This window comes from Actinoplanes octamycinicus, from assembly GCF_014205225.1.
Taxonomy (GTDB): domain Bacteria; phylum Actinomycetota; class Actinomycetes; order Mycobacteriales; family Micromonosporaceae; genus Actinoplanes; species Actinoplanes octamycinicus.
This window is the reverse complement of the sequence record NZ_JACHNB010000001.1, coordinates 4,467,903-4,489,310: the sequence shown is the minus strand read 5'-3', so window position 1 is coordinate 4,489,310 and position 21,408 is coordinate 4,467,903. Positions and strand designations below refer to the sequence as shown.

The following is a 21,408-nucleotide window of genomic DNA, read 5'->3' as shown; positions in this document are numbered from 1 at the left end:
CATCCCCGGTTGGGAGCACCAGATGTCTCTTCGATCCGTCCTGGCCGCCACCGTTCTCGCGGCCGTCGTCACGACGATCCCGGCGGCACCCGCGCAGGCCGCCAACCCCTACGAGCGGGGCCCCGCTCCGACCACCGCGAGCATCGAGGCCACCACCGGCCCGTTCGCCACCGCCTCCACCACGGTCGCCCGGACCAGCGGCTTCGGCGGCGGCGCGATCTACTACCCGACCACCACCAGCGCCGGGACGTTCGGCGCGGTCGCCATCGCCCCCGGTTACACCAACTCCCGCTCGGCGGTCGCCTGGCTGGGGCCGCGGATCGCCTCGCAGGGCTTCGTGGTGATCGTCATCGACACGCTCAGCGTCTACGACTTCCCGGACAGCCGGGGCACCCAGCTGCTGGCCGCGCTCGACTACCTGACCGGCAGCAGCTCGGTGCGCACCCGGATCGACGCGTCCCGGCTGGGCGTGATGGGTTACTCGATGGGCGGCGGCGGCAGCCTGTCCGCCTCACGGACCCGGCCGTCGCTGCAGGCCGCGGTCCCGCTCACCCCGTGGCACACCACCAAGAGCTGGTCCACCGACCGGGTCCCGACGCTGATCATCGGCGCCGAGAACGACAGCACGGCGCCGGTGGCGTCGCACGCCGAGCCGTTCTACACCAGCCTGCCGAGCACCCTGGACAAGGCGTACCTGGAGCTGAACAACGCCACCCACTCCGCACCGACCTCGGCGAACGTCACCATCGCGAAGTACAGCATCTCCTGGCTGAAGCGCTTCATCGACAACGACACCCGCTACGAGCAGTTCCTCTGCCCGGCGCCGTCCGGCTCCGCCATCCAGGAATACCGCGACACCTGCCCGCACTCCTGACCGGAAACGCGGCGGCCGCGATCGACAGCGGTCAGCGCCAGAAGACCGCGACCGCCGCGTTCACCAGCGTCAGCGTGATGATCCCGATGAAGTGGCCCTTGTTGACCGCCTCCCGCTTCCGCGGGATGAACACCATGATGAAGATCATGACGGCGATCAGCAGCTTGACCCCGAGCTTGATCGGGTCCGGCTCGTCGTCGCCGCCACCCCGCAGCGGCGCGGCCAGCCCGAGGCCGCTGACCAGCTGAATGACCGCACCCCAGAGGATCGCCGGAGTGATCCGGAACGTCCCGGACAGGAACTGCGCGATCGACCCGCCGAGCAGCAGGGCGAAGCCGACGAGGTGCACGAAGAGCAGGATCAACCGGAGAGCTTCCACAGCCGGACAGCTTGCCAGCCCCGCCAACCCTCGATCAATCCGGGTGGGCGGTCCGCTCCAGGTCAGATCAACACCGCTTTCCGGTACGCCCGCGGGACCCGCCCTCCGCCCACCCCTCAGACGAAAGCCGCCCCGGCCACAGTCCAGTCCCCGCCCGCCCAGGGGGGCCTGCCCGAAGACAGTGTCGCGCGGAAACGCGATCTCCCGCGGCCCGGCTGTGGACGACGTCCCGATGTGGACAACCGCTGGGGGCGTGTCTCGTACTCCGCCCGAGTGTGAGGCGTGGTCAGGAGTTGCTGGCAACGGCCGCGAAACGCCCGCATACCGGGCGTTTCACGGACGCTGCGAGTGCGCAGGGCGGCCGGCTGGGCGGGGACCACCGGACTGTTCGGCGCCTATGCGCTGGTGCGGCAGCTCGGCGCGCCAGCCACTCCTGACCACGCCGCACCCCGCGGTGGCGCCACAGCACTGCACCACGGTGGCGCCACAGCACTGCACCACGGTGGCGCCACAGCACTGCACCACGGTGGCGCCACAGCACTGCACCACGGTGGCGCCACAGCACTGCACCACGGTGGCGCCACAGCACTGCACCACGGTGGCGCCACAGCACTGCACCACGGTGACGCGCCACAACACTGCACCACGGTGACGCGCCCTAGCGCCGAGGCGCCCCGGTCGACGCGCGGGCGACCAGCGCCGGCACGAAGGTCGCCTGCTCGTGCTCGTGGTCCGGGTTGGTGGCCTCGTCCAGCACCAGCCGGGCCGCGGTCCGGCCCAGCTCCTGCCGGGGCTGGCGGACCGAGGTCAGCGGGACCGCCGCGGCGGCCGCGAAGTCGATGTCGTCGAAGCCGACGATCGCCAGGTCGTCGGGCACCCGCAGGCCGGCGCTCACCGCGTGCTGCAGCAGGCCGAGGGCGAGCAGGTCGTTCGCGCAGAAGGCGGCGGTCGGCCGGCGCCGGGTCGGCAGCCCGGCCAGCCGTTCCCCGGCGGATCGCCCCTCGCTCACGGTGAGCGCCTCGGTGGGCAGGTGGATCAGGTCGTCGGCCGGCCGGCCGAACTCCGCCCACACCTCCCGGGCGCCCTGATAGCGCTCGCGGACCTGGCCGATGCTGGCCGGCCCGCCGACGAACGCCACCCGCTCGTGGCCGCGGTCGATCAGGTGCTCGACGGCGATCCGGCCGCCCAGGATGTCGTCGACGGCGACCGAGCAGTGCCCGCCGGTGCTGCTCAGCCGGTCCACCATGACGAACGGGATGCCGCGCCGGGCGATGTCCGCCAGGTGCGGGGCGTCCGGGTCGACCGGGGTGATCAGGATGCCCTGGACCCGCTGCTGGACCAGCCGGTCGAGGTGTTTGGACTCGCGCTCGGCCCGGCCGCCGCTGTTGCAGACGAAGAGCGACAGGTCGGCGGCGTCGGCCGCGTGCTCGATGCCCTCGGCGACGTCCTGGAAGAACGGGTTGCCGCCGTCGAGCATCACGTAGGCCAGCGCGCGGCTGGTGCCGGCGCGCAACTGGCGAGCCGACTCGTTGCGGACGAAGCCGAGCTCGGCCATCGCCCGCTCGACCCGCTCCCGGGTGGCGGTGCTGACCACGGCCGGGCGGTTCAGCACATTCGACACCGTGCCGAGGGAGACGCCGGCGGCCGCCGCGACGTCCTTGACCGACGGCGCGCGCCCGTTGCGCGGCTGCTGAGACACCCCGTTGCCCCCTCGCTTGAACGTGGATTGAAACGCATTCTAGGGATAGCGCTCCCACCCGCGTACGTCAGCATCGCACCGGTTGTGAAACATTTCAACCATGGGCGGCCTCAGGCCGCGGCGATGTGCGCCGCCACGATCCGCCATCCGAGAGCCTTCTCGTACGCCCAGGTCCGGGTGTACCGCAGCCGGGCCTGGAACGGCGCCCCGCCGAACGTGCCCGCCACGTCACACACCACGAAGGTGACCCCGGTGCTCCCGGCCACCAGCGACTCCAGGCTCACCTGGGTCAGCGACCCGATCACCGAGCTGCCCGACCGGTAGGCGTCCAGGTCGTCGTCCTTGCGGTAGCGCCCGCCGTCCGGCCCGATCGCGATCAGCCGGTCGTCCAGCAGCCGGTCCAGCTCGGCCACATCCCCGGCGCGCTGCGCGTCCTGCAGCCGCCGCTCGGCGGCCAGCAACTCCTGCTCGGTCATCCGCCCAGGATAGAGAGCCGCACCCGGCCGGGAATCTCCCAGGAACGTCGGCTACCGTCCGTGCCCGTGAGAGCCTCCCGGATCGTTCCCGCCGCCCTGCTCCTCGCCTGCCTGACCGGCCTCGCCGGCTGCGACAGCGACGCGGACACGACGACCGGCGCCGCCCCGGCCGGCTCCGGCGCCGCGGCGCCCGCCGGGTCCGCCGCGCCCGCCGCCCCGGCCGGCGGCGACAAGGAGCTGTGCACCACGCTGAACAAGGCGGCCAGCGCCATGAAAGGCGGCATCTCGGACGCGCAGCAGGCGGACGGCAGCGTCGCCGCCAAGGACGCGAAGGCGGCGTTCGCCAAGTTCCACAAGGCGGTCGACGAGGCGCTCGGCGCCGCCGGGACGACCGAGGTGACCACCGCGGCGCGGGCGGTGGCCGACGAGATCGCCAAGGCGGCCCAGGCCGAGGACCCGATCGGCGCCGCGGCCGACGCCGGCTTCGCCGAGCTCAGCGAGAACCTGACGAGCGCTTGCCAGACGGCCGGCGTGAAGATCAACTTCTAGGACGACCCGGCACCGGCGACCCGGACATCGGCCGGCCGAACCAGGTCAGCGCCTGCCCGTGCGGACGGGCCCAGGCCACCGGCTCGCCGTCCAGCGCGAGCACGTGGTGCAGGGTCTCGGCCGGCGGGTTCGGCAGCGGCCCCGGGTAGGACAGCACGGTCGGGTTCTCCAGCGCGATCCAGTGCGCGGGCAGACCGCGTACCGCGGCGATGAATCTCTCCCGGTCCGCGGCCGGCACCTGGTAGAGGACCATGCTGTGGAAGATCACCAGGGTGGCGTCGCGGGGTGCTCGCGCCGCGAGCGCCGGCAGGTCGTCGGCCAGGTCGCCGCGGACCAGCAGCGGCGGGTCGGCCGCTGCGATCCGGGCCGCCGCCCGCAGCCGGGCGCGGCGCTCGTCCCGCTCCGGCCAGATCAGCGCGTCCAGCCAGGCCAGGTCGGCGGGATCGGTGACGTCGAGCGGATTACGGTCCAGTCCGGCCCGCCAGACGATCTCCGGCAGCCGGGCCGGTGGCGGGGCGCCGGTCAGCGCGCAGTCGAGCAGCGGCTCGCCGTCGCCCAGGACGTGCTCGCCGTACCGGTAGGCGTACCGGTCCGGGTAGAGGTTGAGGCCGGCCGACGGACCCGCCTCCAGCAACGCGAGCGGCTGCGGCAGGGCGGCGAGCAGCGGGAGCAGCAGCGCGCAGCGGGCCACCTCGTTGGTCTGGGTCGCCCGGGCGCGGATCTCCGGTTCGATCCGCGGCCAGTTCGCCACGACGAAGTCGCAGGCGGCGGCCGGCTCGGTGACCGGGCCGCCGAGGAACCGGAGGACCGCGAAGAGCAGGTTCGGCTGGCGCTTGGCCGGGGGCAGCGCGTCCAGTAGGCCGACGACCCGGCGGTCGTGCGAGACGGCGACGGCCAGCGCCTCGTAGGCGGGTGACTCCCCGGCCGCCTCCCGGGCGGCGAACTCGGCGTAGATGACAGCGGTGCTCATCCGCCGATCATCCGCTCAGTGGGCGAGCGTGGCACGGCCCGGACGGAGATGGCGCGGGGCGGCGCCCCGGCGCAGCGGGAGCAGCGCGACCAGGATCACCACGGCGGCGATCGGCAGCAGGTTCAGGTTCACCGAGATCGCGGCGATGCCCAGGCCGAACAGCAGCGGCGTCCGGACCGGCAGCCGGCGGGCCGCGACCATCAGGCCGAAGAGGACCAGCACGCCGAGCGGGAAGAGCATCGGGGCGGCCGTCTCCAGCGCGTCGGGCAGCGGCGCGGCCTCCCGGAAGCGCGCCGACAGGTCGCCGGCGATCACCCAGAGGAAGGCGGCCACCCCGGCCAGGCTCGCGCCGGTGGCGACCGTGGCGATCCGCCGCCGGTCCGCCGGGAAGGTGTTCCGCACCGCCACGGTGAGCACGGCGAACAGCACCATGCCGGCGAAGAACGCCAGGTGCCCGATGGTCCAGAGCGGGCCGTTGCCACGGTCGCCGTCGAGGCCGTCGAAGAAGCGCAGGATGCCGTAGGTGAGCAGCAGCGCCGGCGCGAGCAGCGCGGCCCGGCGGATGGTGACCGTGTTCGAGTCCATGGGGGAACGCTATGGCGGTCGATGCCTGACGCAGGACCGGCGGATCCCCCGACGCCGCCCTGATTCGCGCGCCCGGAAAACCCCTAGGGAGCACCCTCGGTTTCTCCTATCTAGCAGATAGGAATGCTATGCTCTCCGGCATGATCACCCTGACCGAGCAGGACGCCGCCGAGTTCTTCGCGGACCGGGCGTTCAGCCCCGGGCTGCCGGGCTTCGTCGGGGTGGCGGTCGACCTGCTGCTCGACCCGGCCTGCGCGCCCACCGGCCGCCGGCCGCTGCGGCACGGCTTCCTGGACGCGCGCTCGCCCCGGGTCGTGGTGGTCAGCGGTCCCCCGTCGCCGGGCGTGGAGACCGCGCTGCGCCGGATGTCCGACGACCTGGCCGCCGCGAGCCGGCTGATGGACCAGCACGGGCTCACCGTGCTGCCGTTCGCCACCGACACCGTGCACCCGGAGGGGCCGGTGCACGCCTACGGCGCCGCGACCGCCGGGATCCGGGTCGGCCTGGAGGCGGGCCCGGACCACGACGGGCCGCTCGGGCTGCGCCGCCGCTGGGTGCTGGCGCACACCCTGGCCCCGGTGCTGGCCGCCGCGTTCGCCAACGCGCCGCTGCGGCACGGCCGCCCGACCGGCTGGCGCAGCGTCCGCCAGGCGCTGCGCCGCGACCTGCCGGTGCTGCCCGGCGCCCCGGCGGTGCCGGGACAACGGATCCCGGACACCCCGCGGGAGGCAGGTGGGTCACGGTTCCCTGCCGATTTCCGTACGGCCTGGGCCGCCACCGTCCTGGACAGCCCCACCGTGACCGGCCGCAGCCTGCGCGATCGGTTCCGCTCCGGCGCCCGGCTCACCGTCGACGACCTGCACCGGCACCTGGCGGGCGTGCGCCCGCCGGTGGCCGCCCGCGGGCACCTGGAGATCGACGCGGTGGACCGGCAGCCGGGCGACGGCTGGCGGGTGCCGGCCGCGGTGATCACCGCTCTGCTGGACGATCCGCGCGCCGCCGAGGAGGCGTACGCCGCGACCGTGCACCTGGTCGACGAGCCGCTGCTGTGGGAGCGCGCCGCCCGGGACGCGCTCACCGACCCGGTGCTGGCCGACGCGGCCCGGGCCTGCTTCCTGGCCGCCTACGGCAGCTTCGCCCGGCACGGCGCCACCCGGGAGCTGCGCGACGCCCTCGCCGACTTCACCGAGCGGTACGTGAACCGCGGCCGCTGCCCGGCCGACGACCTGCTCGACCGCGCCGCCGGGCTGGTCTGAGGGTCCGTTCGAGTTCGGTTGCCGGTGGGCGGCGCGTTGCCGCCGATTCACCCGGCGTCCCTAGCGTCCGGCCCCATGGGAAAGATCGTCACTCGCACGCTCGCCGGCGCCGGCGCGCTGGTCCTGGCCGTGACCCTGAGCGGCACCGCGTCGGTCGCGGGCAGCCACCCGAAGGTCACCGTCCCGACCCTGACCGGCTGGGCGTCGCTGCCGGCCGGCACGTTCGTCCCGGGCAGCGAGCCGTCCGGCGCGCTGGCCACCGGTGACCTGCACGGGTTCACCGCGCCGTTCGCCGACCAGCCGGTGCAGGGCTTCTCCGGCATCGTGAACAACCACGACGGCACGTTCGACGTGCTCTCCGACAACGGGTACGGCAACCAGGCCAACTCGGCCGACTTCCTGCTGCGGATCCAGCGGCTCGCCCCGGCCTTCGCCACCAGCACCGTGGACGTCGTCGGCGGCCTGAATCTGACCGACCCGGACAAGCGGGTCTCCTGGAGGCTGACCCGCGAGGACCGGGTGCTGACCGGCGCCGACTTCGACGTCGAGTCGATCGTCAAGGCGACGGACGGCACCTACTGGATCGGTGACGAGTTCGGCCCGTACCTGCTGCACTTCGACCGGGCCGGCCGGCTGCTGACCGCGCCGATCCCGCTCGACGGGGTGGTCGCGCCGGAGACCGCCGCGCGCACCGGCGTGCCGGCCACCACGACCAGCAGCAAGGGCTTCGAGGGTCTGGCCTCCTCGCCGAGCGGCCGCTACATTTACGGCCTGCTCGAGGGCACGGTGGCCGGGGACACCCCGGGCCAGCTGCGGCTCAACGAGTTCGACACCCGCCGCCAGCGGTACACCGGCAAGCGCTACCGCTACCAGCTGGAGTCCACCGCGAACGCGATCGGCGACGCCGTCGCGGTCGACGACGACCGCTTCCTGATCATCGAGCGGGACGGCGGCCAGGGCGAGACGGCCAAGGTCAAGCGCCTCTACCTGGCCGACAAGCGGGACCGCGACCACGACGGCCTGCTCGACAAGACCCTGCTGGTCGACCTGATGAACCTCGCCAACCCGCGCAAGCTCGGCGGTTTCGGCGCCACCTTCACCTTCCCGTTCCAGACCATCGAGGACGTGGTCATCCTCGACGACACCCACCTGGCCGTCCTGAACGACAACAACTTCCCGTTCTCCAGTGGCCGCACCCCGGGCCGGGCCGACAACAACGAGTGGATCACCATCGAACTCCCCCACCGCCTGCACGCCGACAAGGACCTGCTCCGCTGAGCAACCCCGGAGATTGTCCGGTGTTGTTTGTCTGACGGTCCGGATCAGGAGCCAGACAACTCCCGAGCGGCTAGACAGGGAGACGCGGCCCTTTTCGGCACGGGGGTGAAGGGACGGCACCAGAAAGCCGGGGACACCACGCCTCGTGGTGTCCCCGGCTTGGATCGGCTCTCCCGGCGGCCTACGCCGCGACGCGCTGCCGGGTCGGGTCGGCGCGCCGGACGAGCGGATCGTGAAAGCGCCTCGCCCCCGGCACGAGCAGCGCGGCGAGGCAGGCGAGAGTGGTGGCGCCGCCGGCCAGCACCAGCGTCACCCCGGCGCCCCAGGCGTCGCCGGCGACCGGCAGCAGGACCAGCCCGATCGGGCTCATCCCGTAGGACACCAGGAAGTCCAGCGCGGAGACCCGGGCCAGCTTGTCGGTGGGCACCTCGCGTTGGATGGCGGTGAACCACGGGACGTTGAACACCTCGATGCCGATCCCGCCGACCAGGTAGGCGGCGGCGATCAGGACCGGCGTCGAGGACAGGGCCAGCGAGATCGGCACCAGCCCGTACAGGCCCAGGCCGAGGAAGGCGACCAGCCCGAGCTGCCGGGGCTGCCAGCGCGCCATCAGGACGGCGCCCAGGATCGCACCCACCGAGTACGCGCCCAGCACCGCGCCCACCAGCGCGTACCCGCCGAAGCGCGCCGCGCTGACCACCGGCAGCTGCAGTTGCTGGACCGAGTACGCCAGGGTCAGCCACACCGCCAAGGCGGCCAGCCCGGCGAGGAACCAGCGGTGCCGGCGGGCCTCGGCCAGTCCCACCCGGAACTCGGTGGCCGCACCGGCTCCCGGCCGCGCCGCCGTTCGCGGTGCCCCACGGACGACCACGGCGAGCAGCGCGGACCCGGCCCACAGGACGGCGCCGGCGAGCAGGCACACGACCAGCGACAGCTGGGTGTAGAGCAGCGTCGCCAGGCCGGGACCGACGACCAGGGTCACCCGCATCACCACGGTGGTGACGGCGTTGGCCGCCGGGCGGTCCGGCTCCGGGACCCGCTCGCCGACCAGTGCCTGGTACGCCGTCCGGAAGACCCCTTCACCGGCGCCCACGAAGAAGACGCTGGCGCAGACGAAAGCCACCGGCAGGTGGAAGAAGGCGAGCGTGACCACGGTGGCCACCGCCCGGATGCCACTGGCCCAGGCCATCACCCGGTGCCGGGGCAGGCGGTCCGCGATCACCCCGGCCGGCAGCACGCCGGCGATGAATCCCAGGGTGCGGGCGCCCAGCACCAGCCCGAGCGCCCGGACCCCGCCGAGCTGGTCGATGACCGCGAGGGTCAGGGCGGTCGGCAACAACGCCGAGGCCGACGCCGAGGCCGCGTAGCTGGCCGACAACCGGAGGAACCCGGGATCGCGCAGAACCGTCAGCATGGCGCCGCCCGGCGAGGCTGATCCGATGCCCGCTGAACTCGCCGGCGATCAGACACCGGCGAGCTCCGGCCGCCAGGCGTCGATCCGGGAGGGACCGTGCAGGGCGATGGCCGCGATGTACTCGGCCAGCGCATGCAGCGCCACCGGCGGCCGGTTCATCAGGGTGAAGTTCGGCTCGCTGCTCGGGCAGGTGTTGGTCTCGAAGATCCGCAGCGAACCGGTCCGCAGGTCCTCGGTGACGTCCACCCCGGAGATCCGCGCGTTCACCGCCATGGACGCGCGGCGGGCGATGTCGCGGAGGTCCCCGCTCATCGTCTCCATCGGCTGCGGGGTTCCGCCGGCGATGGTGTTGGTGATCCAGTTGCCGGTGGCGGCGTAGCGGTAGAGGGCGACCACGGGCTCGTAGTTGACGCAGAGAACCCGGATGTCCCGACCGGGGTTCTCCACGAAGGGCTGCAGGTAGTAGTCCTCGTCCGAGGCGCGGATCTCGTCCAGGGCCGCCGCCAGCTCGGCCCGGGTGCTGATCTTGCGGAGCCCGTTGCCGCCGAAGCCGCCGATCGGCTTGCAGACCAGCGGATAGCCGTGCTGCTCGAGCCAGGGCTCCAGACCCGCGTCGTCGCGGCCGGAGATGACCGGCAGGTGTGGCACACCGGCGGCGTGCAGCATCGCGGTGTTCAGGTATTTGTTCTGTCCGCAGAAGAGGGTCCGAGCGGTGTTGAGGACCGGCACCCCGGCCCGTTCGAAGGCCTCCAGTTGCTGCATCCCCCGGTACAGGATGTCCTCGTACACCCATCCGATCACCAGCCGGGGGTGGATCTCTCTGCCGTGGTGCCAGAAGCCGGTCTTCCGGCGGTCGAATCGGGTCACCAGATCATCCGGGTGGATACGGATGATCTCCACGCCCAGCTGCCGGACACGGGGGAACAGGATGGCGTGATCGGCGGCGTCGTATTCGTTGCCCAGGATGACGACCAGCGGGCGCTGTGACGACGTCATGGAAACCTCCGAGGGTCGGGGACACCAGGAAGATCCGCGCGCGGGGCGAGGCCGGACAGCCCCGGGGTGGCCGGTCCCGGCCTGGCCGTTGCCGGACGTCCCAGCCGCGCCGGGTCAGCCGCGAGCCGGCACGGCCGACCGGCTCCGCGCCGCCGCCGGACGCGTCCTCAGCGGGGCGCGACCAGCAGCGGCTGGCTGATCCGGCAGACCAGGCCGCGCTCGTCGGTGATGGTGCCCTGGGCGATGCCGGTGCCGTTCGGGCCGATGCTGCTGGCCGCGTCCAGGAACATCCACGCCGACTCGGGCGCGCGCTGGAAGGTGACGCTGAGCGTCGGCGGGATGAACAGCCAATCCGCCATCGGCAGCTCGCCGGAGAGCCCGTTGGCCGAGTCGGCGACGATCATCGCGCGCTGCTCCGGGGTGCTCTCCTCGCCGTCGACCAGCGGGATCCGGACCCGGGTCCAGACCGACGCCGGTCCCGGGTCGGCGAATCCGCCGGCGACGAACCGCCACTCGATCGCGTTGCCGTAACCCCAGTCCCGGCTGATCCCGCCGAACGGCCAGCCGGCCGCGGGCGCCGGCAGCGGCGGCGGGAGGACGGCGGGGGTGGCCACCGCGGCGGTCGCGCCGTCCTGCTGCCGGATCCGCCAGGCACTCGCCTGCACGGCGAGCTTGCCGTCCGCCCACAGCTCGGCTTCGAGCAGCTCGACGCGCCGGCCGGGCCGCAGCACCCGGGCCTCGGTGCGCAGCCGGCCCTGCGGGATGCCGCCGAGGAAGTCGACGGTGACCCGGGCGAGCGGGGTGGCCCCGCCCGCACCGCAGCGCTGCATGGCCCGGGTCAGCAGGGCGGCCGGCGGGCCGCCGTGCTGGAGCGAGAAGTCCCACGGGCTGGCCGTCGCGGAGGTGGACTCGAACTCGTTCTCGCCCACCGGGAGGTAGAAGGCACCGACCGTCACAAAACCTCCGAACAACATGCATGCCGGCTGTGCTCGACGTACTCGGGATCATGCCACCAGAACGCGGCGTTGTCCGGATGCTCGGCGACCGGACGCACCGCGCTCTCCCGAAGAGGGGACACCGCGGTGAACGGCGCCAGCAACGAGTCGACGGTGTGCGGTACGCCGGCCGCGATCACCTGCCGGACGTTCGCCGCCTGATCGATGTCGGTCAGCGGGTCGCCGCCCAGGATCACCAGGTCGGCGTAGCGGCCGGGCGCGATCCGCCCCAGCGGCTCCTCGAGGAAGTCGGCCGGGATCCGGGTCGCGGTGCTCAGCGCCTCCCACGGCGTCATCCCGTAGGCGACCATGGCGCGCAGGTTGAGGTGGGTGCTGACCGCGTTCGGCGAGATCGGCGAGTCGGTGCCGGTGATCACCCGGCCGCCGCCGCGCAGCACTCGCGCCACGTGCGCCACCTGCCGGGCCAGGTTCTGCCGGTTCACCGTCTGGTCGGTGGTCCGGGCGGTCTCCGCGATGCCGCGCAGGGTGGCGTACTCCCAGCTCGGGTAGAGGGTGCGGACCCGGACGTCGTCGACCAGGCCGGCGTCGTCGCCGAGCAGGGTGACCGCGCCGAACAGGGTGGGGGTCAGGGTGGCCCCGCTCCGCACGAAGATCTCCGCCACGTCCGAGTACGCCGAGCCGAGCGCGGTGACCGTCCGCGAGTAACCGAACCGGCTGGTCGCGCCGACGTGCTCCTGCCCGTCACCGCCGAAGGCGAACGCCGGGTAGTGGTAGTGCGAGGTGGCGTGGACGCCGTGCCGGTGCGCCCAGGCGATCACCTGCCGCTGCCGGTCCGGGGCGAGCCGCACGTAGGACTTCATCAGGTCGTAGCCGAGCGCGCCGGCCCGTTCCAGCTCCAGGGCCAGTTGGGCGGCGTCGAAGGTGGGCCGCATGAAGTTGTAGAAGATCCGCGACCCGTCGACCGCCTCGCCGGTGGCGAAGTAGCGCGGCCCGATCCGCGCCCCGGACTGGACCGCCTCGCGCTCCTCGACCATGTGGTAGGCCGGGCTGCCCGGCGAGCGGGTGGTGGTGATCCCGAGGGAAAGCCACAGCCGGCCCTGCCGCGCCCCGTACCCGTAGCCCTGCATCTCGCGGTGGTGATGCATGTCGATCAGCCCGGGCGTGACCACCGCGTCGCGCGCGTCGATCAGCCGCCCGTCCCGGTCGTCACGGTGCGGTCCGACCTCGACGATCCGGTGGCCCTCGAGCACCAGGTCGGCGTCCCGGCGCAGGGTCCGGCTGACGCCGTCCCAGAACCGGCCCGCGCGGATCACGGTCCGCCCGCGAGGCGCGGTGTTCGCCCAGGTCAAATGCAGATTTACGGTACGCGGGGAGCCGCCGTCCGCGTCGATCAGCCGGAGCCGCCCGTTGCTCAGGTAGAGCAGCCGGGTCGAGTCACCGCTCCAGCTCGGCGCGTCGGTGACCTCGTGGGTGAGCTGCCGCGGCGTCCCCGCGTAGCTGCCGTCCGGGTGCACGTCGACCACCCAGAGCACGCTGGCCACCACGAACGCCAGCCGGGTCCCGTCCGGCGACCACACCGGACCGTCGTCGCCGCGGGTCTGCAGCGAGCGCCGGGGCAGCGGGTCGAGGTAGCGGCCGGCCCCGGTGGCGGTGTCGACCAGCAGGATCTTGCTGAGCCCCTCCCGGAACCGGGCCGAGTACGGCACGATCGCCGCGAGCGCGATGGTCCGGCCGTCCGCCGACCAGCTCGGCCGGCCCGGCTCGAAGGTGGCGGTGAACAGCTTGCGCACCTCGCCGGTGGCGACCCGCACCGTGTAGAGCGCTCCGGTCTGGTCCAGGAAGGCCAGCTGCGAGCCGTCCGCGGACCAGCTGCCGGAGACCGCCGCCGCGTTCGGCAGCGCGGTCAGCTGCCGGTCCGCGCCGGTGGCCAGGTCGCGCAGCCAGATGTCCAGCTTGCCGGAGCGGTCGGTGGAGTAGGACAGGTACCGGCCGTCCGGTGACCAGGCCGGATCCGACTTCCACCAGGCGTCCCGGGTGAGCGGCCGGGGCGGCTGCCCGATCCGCATCGTCCAGATGTCGTTGAGCGCGCGGAACGCCACCGACCGGCCGTCCGGGGAGAGCACCGGGCTGCCGATGCCGAGCACCGGCCGCGGCTGGACCGACTCGAAGTCCCGGGACCGTTTGCGGTAGTCCGGGGTGGTCAGCGTGAGCGGCGCGACGAAACCGATCTCCGAGCGGGACGCCGAGCCGAGCTTGCGGCGCCGGATCGCGCCGTCCGCCGCGTACACGAAACTGCCGTCCGGACCGAAGCTGACCCGGAACGGAAAGACCTCCTCGCCGGTGATCTCGGGGGTGCCGTCGCGCCACAGCTCACTGCGACCGTCCAGAGTGACCTGGTGGACGACGCCGGTGCCGTCCGGTGTCCACTCCGGGGAGTGCAGGATCCGGCCGGCGGGGACGGTGACCCGGGTGGTCCGGGCGCCGGTGGCCACCTCGACCACGTCGATCCGGGTGTTGCCGACCACGAAGGCGATCCGGGCGCCGTCCGGGGACCAGGCCGGCTCGTACTCCTCGGCGGCGGTCCCGCCGGGCACCGCGGTGATCGCGCCGGACGCCAGGTCGAGCAGGTGGATGCCGTAGCTGCCGTCCCGGTCGCTGGAGAACGCCAGCCGGCGGCCGTCCGGCGCGAAGCGCGGCTCCCGGTGGTCGAACGGCCCGCTGGTGAGCCGGCGCAGCCCGGAGCCGTCCGGGCGGATCAGCCACAGGTCGAACGACCCGGCCCGGTACGACTGGACCGCGATGGTCCGGCCGTCCGGCGCCCAGTCCGGCTGGGCGATGTCGAACAGGTCCCCGGTCAGCCGCCGGGCCGGCCCACCCGGCGCGGGCAGCACCCACAGCACGCCGGCCAGGTCCATGGCGATCCGCCGGCCGTCCGGCGACTGGCGGACCGCCAGGCCGGTGCCCTGGCGCAGCCCGGCGCGGCGGGTCGCGGCGGAGGCGGCCCCGGCGACGGCCGGACCGAGGACGGTGGCGCCGGCAACCCCGGCGAGAAGCTCACGTCTGCTGACTGCGCTCATCTGGCTAATAGACACCCGTTGATGGAATGAGACAACACCGATCATGCCGATAGGGTCACGGTATGCGCATTTCGATCTGGCCGGGTGCGGGTCAGCCCTGGTCCGACATTCTGGAGACCGCCCGTCACGCGGAAGAGACCGGCTGGGACGGCGTCTGGATCGCCGACCACTTCATGCCGAACGCCGGGACCGGCCGCGACCCCGACCACCCGACCCTGGAGGCCGGCTCGCTGGTCGCCGCCCTCGGCGCGGCCGTCCCGCGGGTCCGGATCGGCACCCTGGTCTACGGCAACACCTACCGGCACCCGGCCGTGGTGGCCAACATGGCGGCCACCGTCGACCACGTCACCGGTGGCCGGTTCACCCTCGGCGTCGGCGCCGGCTGGCAGGTCAACGAGCACCAGCAGTACGGCATCGAGCTGCCCCCGACCAGGCAGCTGCTGGACCGCTTCGTCGAGGCGCTGCAGGTGCTGCACGGCCTGCTGCGGCAGCCGCGGACCACCCTGGACGGTGAGTACTACCAGCTCACCGACGCGGTCTGCGAGCCCAAGCCGGTGCAGGACCCGCTGCCCATCATGATCGGCGCCAAGGGCGAGAAGCGGATGCTCGGCGTGGTCGCCGAGTACGCCGACATGTGGAACACCTGGGGCCTGCCCGACCTGTTCGCGCACAAGTCCGCGGTCCTCGACCGGTTCTGCGCCGAGCGCGGCCGCGACCCGAAGTCGATCGCCCGCACCGCGCAGGCGCTGACCGTGGTGAACGGCCCGCTGCCGGAGGGCGCCCCGATGCCGGCCATCGGCGGCAGCCCGGCGAAACTGGCCGACGCGATCGCCGAGTACCGCGCCGCCGGCCTGGACGAGCTGATCGTCCCGGACGCCTTCCTCGGCTCCGGCGCCGAGAAGCTCAAGGCCATGGACACGGTCCTCGGGTTGCAACGGGGTTGATCCCGGGGTGACTCCTCACGTCGCCGAGCCCGTCGCCGACATGCAAGGGCGACCCGCGAGGTGCGGGCTCGGCGACGCGAAAGGCCTGCTCTGATGGACCTGCCTGAGATCGGCTCCCCGATTTTCCTGGCCCTCGGGGACGGTGTGAACATCCGTTCCCGCCTCGAATCGGTGGACGACGGCACGTTCAGCGTGGCGGCTCCGCTGGAGACCAGCGGACCGGACGGCTTCCTGCCCGGCTACGAGTTCGAGGTGTTCTGGGTGCCGCCGCGCACCCGGGTCAAGATGCCGGTCCTGCTCAAGGGGGTCACCGACTCGTCGCCGTTCCGGTGGACGCTGTTCCCGACCGCGGAGCCGGAGATCAGCAACCGGCGGGAGTTCGCCCGTGGCGGCGCCGGCGCCTCGATCCGCCTGTTCGGCGAGTGGGGCCCGAGCTGGCTGCAGGGCCAGATGCTCGACATCAGCGAGGGCGGCCTGCGGTTCTGGGTGCCGGACGCCAAGATGGTCAAGGAGGGCGACTACATGCGCGCCCTGGTCTGGCTCGGCAACGGCGAGGCCGAGATCAAGGGCAAGGTGTACGCGGTCCGCCCGGCCGGCGACGAGCCCGGCTTCCACGTGGTGCTGATCTTCAAGACGATCGACCCGCTCGCCCAGATGATCCGGCAGTACGTGATCGCCTGGGAGATCGGCGAGCGCCGCAAGGCCCGCCAGCGGGCCTGAGGCCGGCCGGCGGGTCACAGCGGGTGGACCACACCACCCTGAATCGCGGCGAGTTTGTCCGGGTTGGCGGTGTTCAGAATCGCCGCCACCCGGCCGTCCACGTCCAGGTCCAGGGTGAGCGTGCCGAGCACCCGCCCGGCCCCGGTGATCACCACGCCGGCGCCGCCGTTCAGCTCGGCCAGGGCGGCCGACATCTGGTCCGGCCGCACCCCCTCGTAGGGCCGGCTGCCCACGCCGGCCAGCCACGCCGCGACCCGCTCGGCGCCGTGCACCGGGCGCATCGCCTGGCGCACCTTGCCGCCGCCGTCGGTCCACAGCGTGACGTCCGGCGCGAGCAGCTCCATCAGCGTATTGATGTCACCGCCGGAGGCGGCCGCGAAGAAGCGCTCGGTCACCGCCCGCTGCCGGTCGCGGTCCGCCGGGAAACGGGGGCGGTGCGACCGTACGTGCTCGCGCGCCCGGTGCGCCGCCTGGCGCACCGTCTCCGGGGTCCGCTCCACCGCCTCGGCGATCTCCTCGTAGCTGAACGCGAACGCCTCCTTCAGCACGAACACGGCCCGCTCCAGCGGCGTCAGGTTCTCCAGGACCAGCAGCAGGGCGGGCGCCACGTCGGGCGCCTCGCCGCTGGTCAGGATCGGCTCGGGCAGCCACGGGCCGACGTAGGTCTCGCGCCGCGCGGTGACCGACCGGAGCCGGTCCAGCGCCGTGTTCGACACGATCCGGACCAGGTAGGCCTTCGGGTCGGCGACCTTGGACCGGTCCGCCGCCGACCACTTCAGCCAGGAGTCCTGCACCGCGTCCTCGGCGTCCGCGGCACTGCCGAGGATCCGGTAGGCGACCGAGAAGAGCAGGTTCCGATACTGATCGAAGACGGTCACCGGCGCCACACCATCACCGAGGCCGGGTGCTTCAGGGCGCGCCGGAAGGTCGGCCACGGCGAGGCTGTCACGGTCTCCTTGTACCAGACCGCGGCGCGGCCGGTCAGCGCCGCCCGGGCCGGAGAGTCGTCGGCGTGGGTGAACTGGACGACCGCGTCCCGGCGGCCCAGGCTGATCGGGGCGTGGTAGTAGCCGAACCGGAACGGTCTGACCGGCTTGCCGTCCAGGTCGCGGACGATCTGCGCGGCGGTGTGCGCGGCGGTCGGCATCCCGCCCTGGCAGGTGCCGTGCATGACGCCGTACCGCTGGGTGATCGCGGCGGCGTCGCCGATCGCCCACACCTCCGGGTGCGAGACCGAGCGCAGCGCGTCGTCGACGACGATCCGGCCACGGTCGTCGACGGTCAGCCCGGCGGCCGCCGCCAGGGGCGGGACCCGGACCCCGCTGGTCCAGAGGATCGCGTCGGCCGGCACGGTCTCGCCGCTCGCCAGGTCGGCGCCGTCCGGGCGTACCTTGATGATCTCGCCGGTCCGGACCTGGACGCCCAGCCGGGTCAGAGCGGTCCGGACGTGGCGCCGGGCCTTCGGCCCGAGGTTCTGGCCGGGCTCGGCGCGGCCCAGCAGCGTGACCGCGAGGTGCGGATACTGTTCGGCGATCTCGGCGGCCGCCTCCAGGCCGGTGAGGCCGCTGCCGCAGACCAGGACGCGACCCGCACGCCGATCGCTCGGCTCTCCTCGGCCACCCGGCTCGCCGGGGCCGTTCAGCTCACCGAGGCGGCGCGCGAACAGGTTCGCTTCGCTCGCCGAGTCCAAGGTGTACGCGTGGTCGGCCGCGCCGGGCACCGCCGAGGTGTCCGCCCCGCCGCCGAGCGCGTAGACCAGCGTGTCGTACCCGATCTCCCGCTCGTCGTCGATCCGGATGATCCGCGCCGCGGCGTCGACACCGGTCACCCAGCCGATCTCCAGCCGGGCGTTGCTGCCGGCCAGCAGGTCCGGGATGCGCAGCTCCGCGAGGTCCTGGCCGGTGGCGGTCTGGTGCAGCCGGAGCCGCTCGGTGAAGCGGCCGGTGGCGTTCACGACGGTGATCTCGACGCCGGGCCGGCGGCGGGTGCGGCCGGCCAGGCTGACCGCCGTGAGCATGCCGGTGTATCCCGCGCCGACAACCACGATCCTGCTGGACATCGTCCTGCCCCTGTCTCTAGGTGTTTACCGCGGGACGGGGCAGGACGGGCCGGGCGTGAACTGGGGTGACTCAGGTCACACGGTCACTTGACCATGGAACCGGTGTAGGTGCCGTTGTCCGGGGCGACCGCGATGCAGGTGATGCTGCGGTCCGAGGTCCAGGACCGGCGGGACGGGAAGATGTAGTAGAACTCGGCGTCCTTGAACTTGCCGATCGCGTACGGGTCGAGCTTGTCACCGCAGCGGTTCTCCGCCTCGGTCTCCACCGCCTTGTCGCCCGGGAAGGTGCCGGCCGCCATGGTGGTGACGCTGTAGACCTCGCCCTGGTGCGGCTGAGCGCAGGAGATCACCGGCATGTCGTAGACGGTGTCCTCGTCGGTGATCGTGGCGATGCAGTCGCCCGGGCGGAGCTTGTCGGTCCGCACGTCGTCCGGGTCGCCGGCCGTGGTGGCGGTGGCGGTCGGCCGCGCGCCCAGCCCGGTCGGGCCGGCGTCGGCGGACGTCCCGGGGTCGGCGAGGGAGCCGATCACGATCAGCCCGGCGATGGCGACGACCCAGAAGGCGGACAGGCTGAGCCCGGCCACCGCCATGCCCTTGCCCCGGTCGCCGCGCTTCTTGATCTGCGACAGCGCGATGAAGCCGCAGATCACGCTGATCAGGACACCACCGAGGATGCCGAAGATCAGCGAGGCGATGGCGGCGCCGTTGGTCTTCTGCGGGCCGTAGCCCGGGTAGCCCGGCGGCGGCGGGAACCCGGGCGGCGGGAAGCCGGCCGGCGGATAGGGCTGACCCGGGTAGGGCTGGCCGGGGACCGGTTGGCCCGGGAAAGGCTGGCCGGCAGCCGGCTGGCCCGGGAAAGGCTGGCCGGCAGCCGGCTGACCCGGGAAAGGCTGACCCGGAGGCTGCTGCCCTGGGTAGGCGGCCGGCGGGTAGGCGCCGTAGGGCTGCGGGGGCGGCGGGGGCGTGGCCGCGTAGCTGGGCGGCGGGGTGCCGTACATCGGGGTGGTCGGCGGCGCGGCCAGCGGGTCGGGCGGCGGCGGACCGGGCGGCGGGTAACCGGGCTGCCCGGGGAAGTCCTCGTTCACGACGGGACGCTAACCCAGAAAACGATCTTTACCGAGGGCGGGACGGTTCCGATTGGGTATCGACCCAGGTGGGAGCCCGGCGGCACCGGGCTCCCACCGGCCACTCAGGGGTGGACCATCGAGCCTGTCCACTCGCCCGACGGCGGCACGGCGATGCAGACCACCCCGCGGTCGAACGCCCAGGACTCCCGGGTCGGATAGACGTAGAGCATGCGTGCCTTGGCGAACTTCCCGGTCGCGTACTTGTCCAGCGCCTTGTCGCAGTGGTCGCCGGCGGTCGTGTCGGCCTCCGCGTCGCCGGGGTAGGCGCCGGCTGGGAAGGTCCAGAGGTCGTAGACCTCGCCGCCGTGCGACTGCGAGCAGAGCTCCACGGTGAACGACTCGGCGCTGCCGTTCGGGTCGACATAGCTGAGGCAGTCGCCCAGCTGGAGGTCCTCGACATCGCGGCGGCCGGGGCCGGAGGTCGCGCCGGTCCGGAACGGCGCGGCGCTCGTCGCCCCGGGCCGAGCGGGCGCGGCGGTCGTCGCGGCGGGCCGGGCGCCGCCCGCTTCGGGTTCGTCGCCGTCGTCGACGACGGCGCCGACGAGGAAGACCAGGGTATAGAGCGAGGAGACCGTCACCGCGGCGATGGCCAGCCCGCGCCCCCGCTCGCCGCGCTTCGCGATCTGTGACAGGGCGACGAAGCCGAGGGCGAAGCCGAACGGAAGGGCGCCGATGACCGCGAAGATCAGGGCGGCGATGGCGGCGTTGTTGAACTCGCGCCGGGGTGCCGGGCCGTACATCGGGTACGCCGGGTAGCCCGGCGGCGGATATCCCGGCGGTGGATAGGGCTGGCCCGGGTGGACGGCGGGCGGGAAGGCGCCGTAGGGCGGCGGGTACGCGGGCTGCCCCGGAAGCGGGTAGGCGGGCGGGCCGGGCGGCGGGTAGAAGAGGCCCGGGGCCGGCGGCGCCGGGGGCTGCGGGTCGGGCGGTGGCGGCACGGGCGCCGGGCCGGGCGCCGGCTGCGGCGGCCCGGGGAGATCCTGGTTCACGACGGGACGCTAACCCACCGATCGATCGTCGTGCACGCCCGAGATCCCGGCCGGCGCGGCACGGGCGGTCACCTTGCGGTAGGCGTACCAGATGAGGGTCACCGCGCCGGCCGTGAAGATCGCGTTGCCGATCAGGTCGACGGCGGCCGCGGCGGCGCCGACCGGGGTTTCGACGAACGAGTGCCAGGCGTAGGTGAGCAGCGCGCCGGCCGCGATCGCCAGGCGGTGCAGGTCGGTCCAGCCCGCGCGCGCCGACCAGTGGGCCAGCAGGGTGAGGTAGACCGCCACGTCCAGCACCCAGACCGCCACGGCCAGGGCGGCCGGCACGTGCAGCACGTCCAGGGTGAGGCCCTGGAAGACCGCGCCGGCGACCAGCGTGGCGATCAGCACCACCAGGGCGCTCGGCGCGACACCCGGCCGCGGCCGGAAGCCGATCCGGACCAGCAGCCCGGCCGCGATCAGCAGGACCAGGACGATCGAGGTGGTCAGGAACTGGCCGGGCGTCGCGGTGTACGGCCACGTCGACATGGTGATCACCACGCTGATCCCGCAACCGGCCAGGAAGAGCACCCCGGTCACGATCAGCCCGGCCCGCCCCAGCCACGGCGTGGTCCGCCGCGCCCCGGAGATCACCTCCATCATCATGATCGGCGCGCAGACGCTCCAGAAGACGTGGATGCCGATCACGTAGACGGTCCACGGCACCGCGATGCCCAGCGCCGGGAGGAACCCGTCCACCAGCAGGTGCTGGTCCGCGTAGTTGGGGTTGAACAGCGACTGGGTGGTCAGCCCCTCCTCCAGCACGCCGTAGGCGACCGCCAGGATCAGGATGTTCGGCCAGCCCCGCCCGCGGCGGCGGACCACCTCCCGGATCAGCAGCGCGCCGCCGCCGTAGAGCGGGGCCAGCGCCAGCACCGCGGGCAGGAAGGTGATCGGCAGATTGCCCAGCAGGAACTCGGCGACCAGCGGGGCCAGGAAGAAGAGTCCGACGGTGGGAGCGATGCGGCTTCTCATACCTCGACTACACCGCTCCCGGCGCCCGGTCACCCCGGTCGAACAT

General features: G+C 73.2%; 21 protein-coding genes. 6 read left to right on the top strand and 15 right to left on the bottom strand.

Going from position 1 to position 21,408, the window contains the following annotated elements:
* Nucleotides 1–22 precede the first annotated feature (22 nt).
* Nucleotides 23–874 carry a poly(ethylene terephthalate) hydrolase family protein gene (locus tag BJY16_RS19670; RefSeq protein WP_185041038.1) on the top strand — a complete coding sequence of 284 codons (852 nt, stop codon included), beginning with the start codon at nt 23–25 and terminating at the stop codon, nt 872–874.
* A gap of 31 nt (nt 875–905) precedes the next feature.
* On the opposite strand, the gene BJY16_RS19665 is transcribed toward BJY16_RS19670, so the two are convergent.
* From BJY16_RS19665 to BJY16_RS19650, 4 genes are all read right to left on the bottom strand, one after another.
* The gene (locus BJY16_RS19665; protein WP_185041036.1) at nt 906–1,253 is read right to left on the bottom strand and encodes a hypothetical protein; all 348 of its coding nucleotides are present in this window, start codon (nt 1,251–1,253) and stop codon (nt 906–908) included.
* Nucleotides 1,254–1,586: 333 nt separating this feature from the next.
* On the bottom strand, nt 1,587–1,892 hold the full coding sequence (locus tag BJY16_RS19660; RefSeq protein ID WP_185041035.1) for a hypothetical protein: 306 nt from the start codon (nt 1,890–1,892) through the stop codon (nt 1,587–1,589).
* A gap of 19 nt (nt 1,893–1,911) precedes the next feature.
* Nucleotides 1,912–2,952: a LacI family DNA-binding transcriptional regulator gene (locus BJY16_RS19655; protein WP_185041033.1), complete on the bottom strand. Its 1,041-nt coding sequence runs from the start codon at nt 2,950–2,952 to the stop codon at nt 1,912–1,914.
* 110 nt (nt 2,953–3,062) lie between these two features.
* Nucleotides 3,063–3,428 (bottom strand): nuclear transport factor 2 family protein, encoded by a 366-nt coding sequence (locus BJY16_RS19650; protein ID WP_185041031.1) that lies wholly within the window; start codon nt 3,426–3,428, stop codon nt 3,063–3,065.
* Between the two features lie 66 nt (nt 3,429–3,494).
* On the opposite strand from BJY16_RS19650, the gene BJY16_RS19645 reads away from it, so the two are divergent.
* A complete protein-coding gene (locus BJY16_RS19645) occupies nt 3,495–3,977 on the top strand; it encodes a hypothetical protein (RefSeq protein ID WP_185041030.1) in 483 nt (160 codons plus the stop codon).
* Here BJY16_RS19645 and BJY16_RS19640 read toward each other — a convergent pair.
* Both BJY16_RS19640 and BJY16_RS19635 read right to left on the bottom strand, forming a co-directional pair.
* Complete coding sequence (locus tag BJY16_RS19640) at nt 3,967–4,947, bottom strand: DUF2332 domain-containing protein (RefSeq protein ID WP_185041029.1); 981 nt, start codon at nt 4,945–4,947, stop codon at nt 3,967–3,969. The genes BJY16_RS19645 and BJY16_RS19640 overlap by 11 nt on opposite strands.
* Before the next feature lie 15 nt (nt 4,948–4,962).
* A complete protein-coding gene (locus BJY16_RS19635) occupies nt 4,963–5,532 on the bottom strand; it encodes a hypothetical protein (RefSeq protein ID WP_185041027.1) in 570 nt (189 codons plus the stop codon).
* Between the two features lie 140 nt (nt 5,533–5,672).
* On the opposite strand from BJY16_RS19635, the gene BJY16_RS19630 reads away from it, so the two are divergent.
* Together BJY16_RS19630 and BJY16_RS19625 are read left to right on the top strand one after the other, a co-directional pair.
* Complete coding sequence (locus BJY16_RS19630; protein WP_239177558.1) at nt 5,673–6,788, top strand: glutamate-cysteine ligase family protein; 1,116 nt, start codon at nt 5,673–5,675, stop codon at nt 6,786–6,788.
* A 75-nt stretch (nt 6,789–6,863) separates the two neighbouring features.
* Nucleotides 6,864–8,066: an esterase-like activity of phytase family protein gene (locus BJY16_RS19625; protein WP_185041023.1), complete on the top strand. Its 1,203-nt coding sequence runs from the start codon at nt 6,864–6,866 to the stop codon at nt 8,064–8,066.
* 181 nt (nt 8,067–8,247) lie between these two features.
* Here BJY16_RS19625 and BJY16_RS19620 read toward each other — a convergent pair whose 3' ends face one another.
* The 4 genes from BJY16_RS19620 to BJY16_RS19605 all read right to left on the bottom strand — a co-directional run bounded on the left by BJY16_RS19620 (nt 8,248) and on the right by BJY16_RS19605 (nt 14,509).
* A complete protein-coding gene (locus BJY16_RS19620; protein ID WP_185041021.1) occupies nt 8,248–9,480 on the bottom strand; it encodes an MFS transporter in 1,233 nt (410 codons plus the stop codon).
* A gap of 48 nt (nt 9,481–9,528) precedes the next feature.
* On the bottom strand, nt 9,529–10,476 hold the full coding sequence (locus BJY16_RS19615; RefSeq protein ID WP_185041019.1) for an ATP-grasp domain-containing protein: 948 nt from the start codon (nt 10,474–10,476) through the stop codon (nt 9,529–9,531).
* A gap of 167 nt (nt 10,477–10,643) precedes the next feature.
* Nucleotides 10,644–11,432 (bottom strand): thioesterase family protein, encoded by a 789-nt coding sequence (locus BJY16_RS19610; RefSeq protein ID WP_239177557.1) that lies wholly within the window; start codon nt 11,430–11,432, stop codon nt 10,644–10,646.
* Nucleotides 11,429–14,509: an amidohydrolase family protein gene (locus tag BJY16_RS19605; RefSeq protein ID WP_185041015.1), complete on the bottom strand. Its 3,081-nt coding sequence runs from the start codon at nt 14,507–14,509 to the stop codon at nt 11,429–11,431. Before BJY16_RS19605 ends, BJY16_RS19610 begins: the two co-directional genes overlap by 4 nt.
* A gap of 62 nt (nt 14,510–14,571) precedes the next feature.
* On the opposite strand from BJY16_RS19605, the gene BJY16_RS19600 reads away from it, so the two are divergent.
* Both BJY16_RS19600 and BJY16_RS19595 read left to right on the top strand, forming a co-directional pair.
* Nucleotides 14,572–15,453 carry an LLM class flavin-dependent oxidoreductase gene (locus BJY16_RS19600; RefSeq protein ID WP_185041013.1) on the top strand — a complete coding sequence of 294 codons (882 nt, stop codon included), beginning with the start codon at nt 14,572–14,574 and terminating at the stop codon, nt 15,451–15,453.
* Between the two features lie 93 nt (nt 15,454–15,546).
* The gene (locus tag BJY16_RS19595; protein ID WP_185041011.1) at nt 15,547–16,173 is read left to right on the top strand and encodes a PilZ domain-containing protein; all 627 of its coding nucleotides are present in this window, start codon (nt 15,547–15,549) and stop codon (nt 16,171–16,173) included.
* Between the two features lie 14 nt (nt 16,174–16,187).
* Here the strand turns inward: BJY16_RS19595 and sigJ are convergent, their stop codons facing one another.
* The 5 genes from sigJ to BJY16_RS19570 form a co-directional block, all read right to left on the bottom strand.
* Nucleotides 16,188–17,051 carry an RNA polymerase sigma factor SigJ gene (gene sigJ, locus BJY16_RS19590; RefSeq protein ID WP_203759067.1) on the bottom strand — a complete coding sequence of 288 codons (864 nt, stop codon included), beginning with the start codon at nt 17,049–17,051 and terminating at the stop codon, nt 16,188–16,190.
* Nucleotides 17,048–18,232: an NAD(P)/FAD-dependent oxidoreductase gene (locus tag BJY16_RS19585; protein ID WP_185041008.1), complete on the bottom strand. Its 1,185-nt coding sequence runs from the start codon at nt 18,230–18,232 to the stop codon at nt 17,048–17,050. The genes sigJ and BJY16_RS19585 overlap by 4 nt, the downstream gene beginning before the upstream one ends.
* Nucleotides 18,233–18,315: 83 nt before the next feature.
* Nucleotides 18,316–19,317, bottom strand: a complete 1,002-nt coding sequence (locus BJY16_RS19580) for a DUF4190 domain-containing protein (protein WP_185041006.1) — start codon at nt 19,315–19,317, stop codon at nt 18,316–18,318.
* 104 nt (nt 19,318–19,421) lie between these two features.
* On the bottom strand, nt 19,422–20,348 hold the full coding sequence (locus BJY16_RS19575) for a DUF4190 domain-containing protein (protein WP_185041004.1): 927 nt from the start codon (nt 20,346–20,348) through the stop codon (nt 19,422–19,424).
* Between the two features lie 9 nt (nt 20,349–20,357).
* Nucleotides 20,358–21,362 (bottom strand): AF_0692 family protein, encoded by a 1,005-nt coding sequence (locus BJY16_RS19570; protein ID WP_185041002.1) that lies wholly within the window; start codon nt 21,360–21,362, stop codon nt 20,358–20,360.
* Nucleotides 21,363–21,408 lie beyond the last annotated feature (46 nt).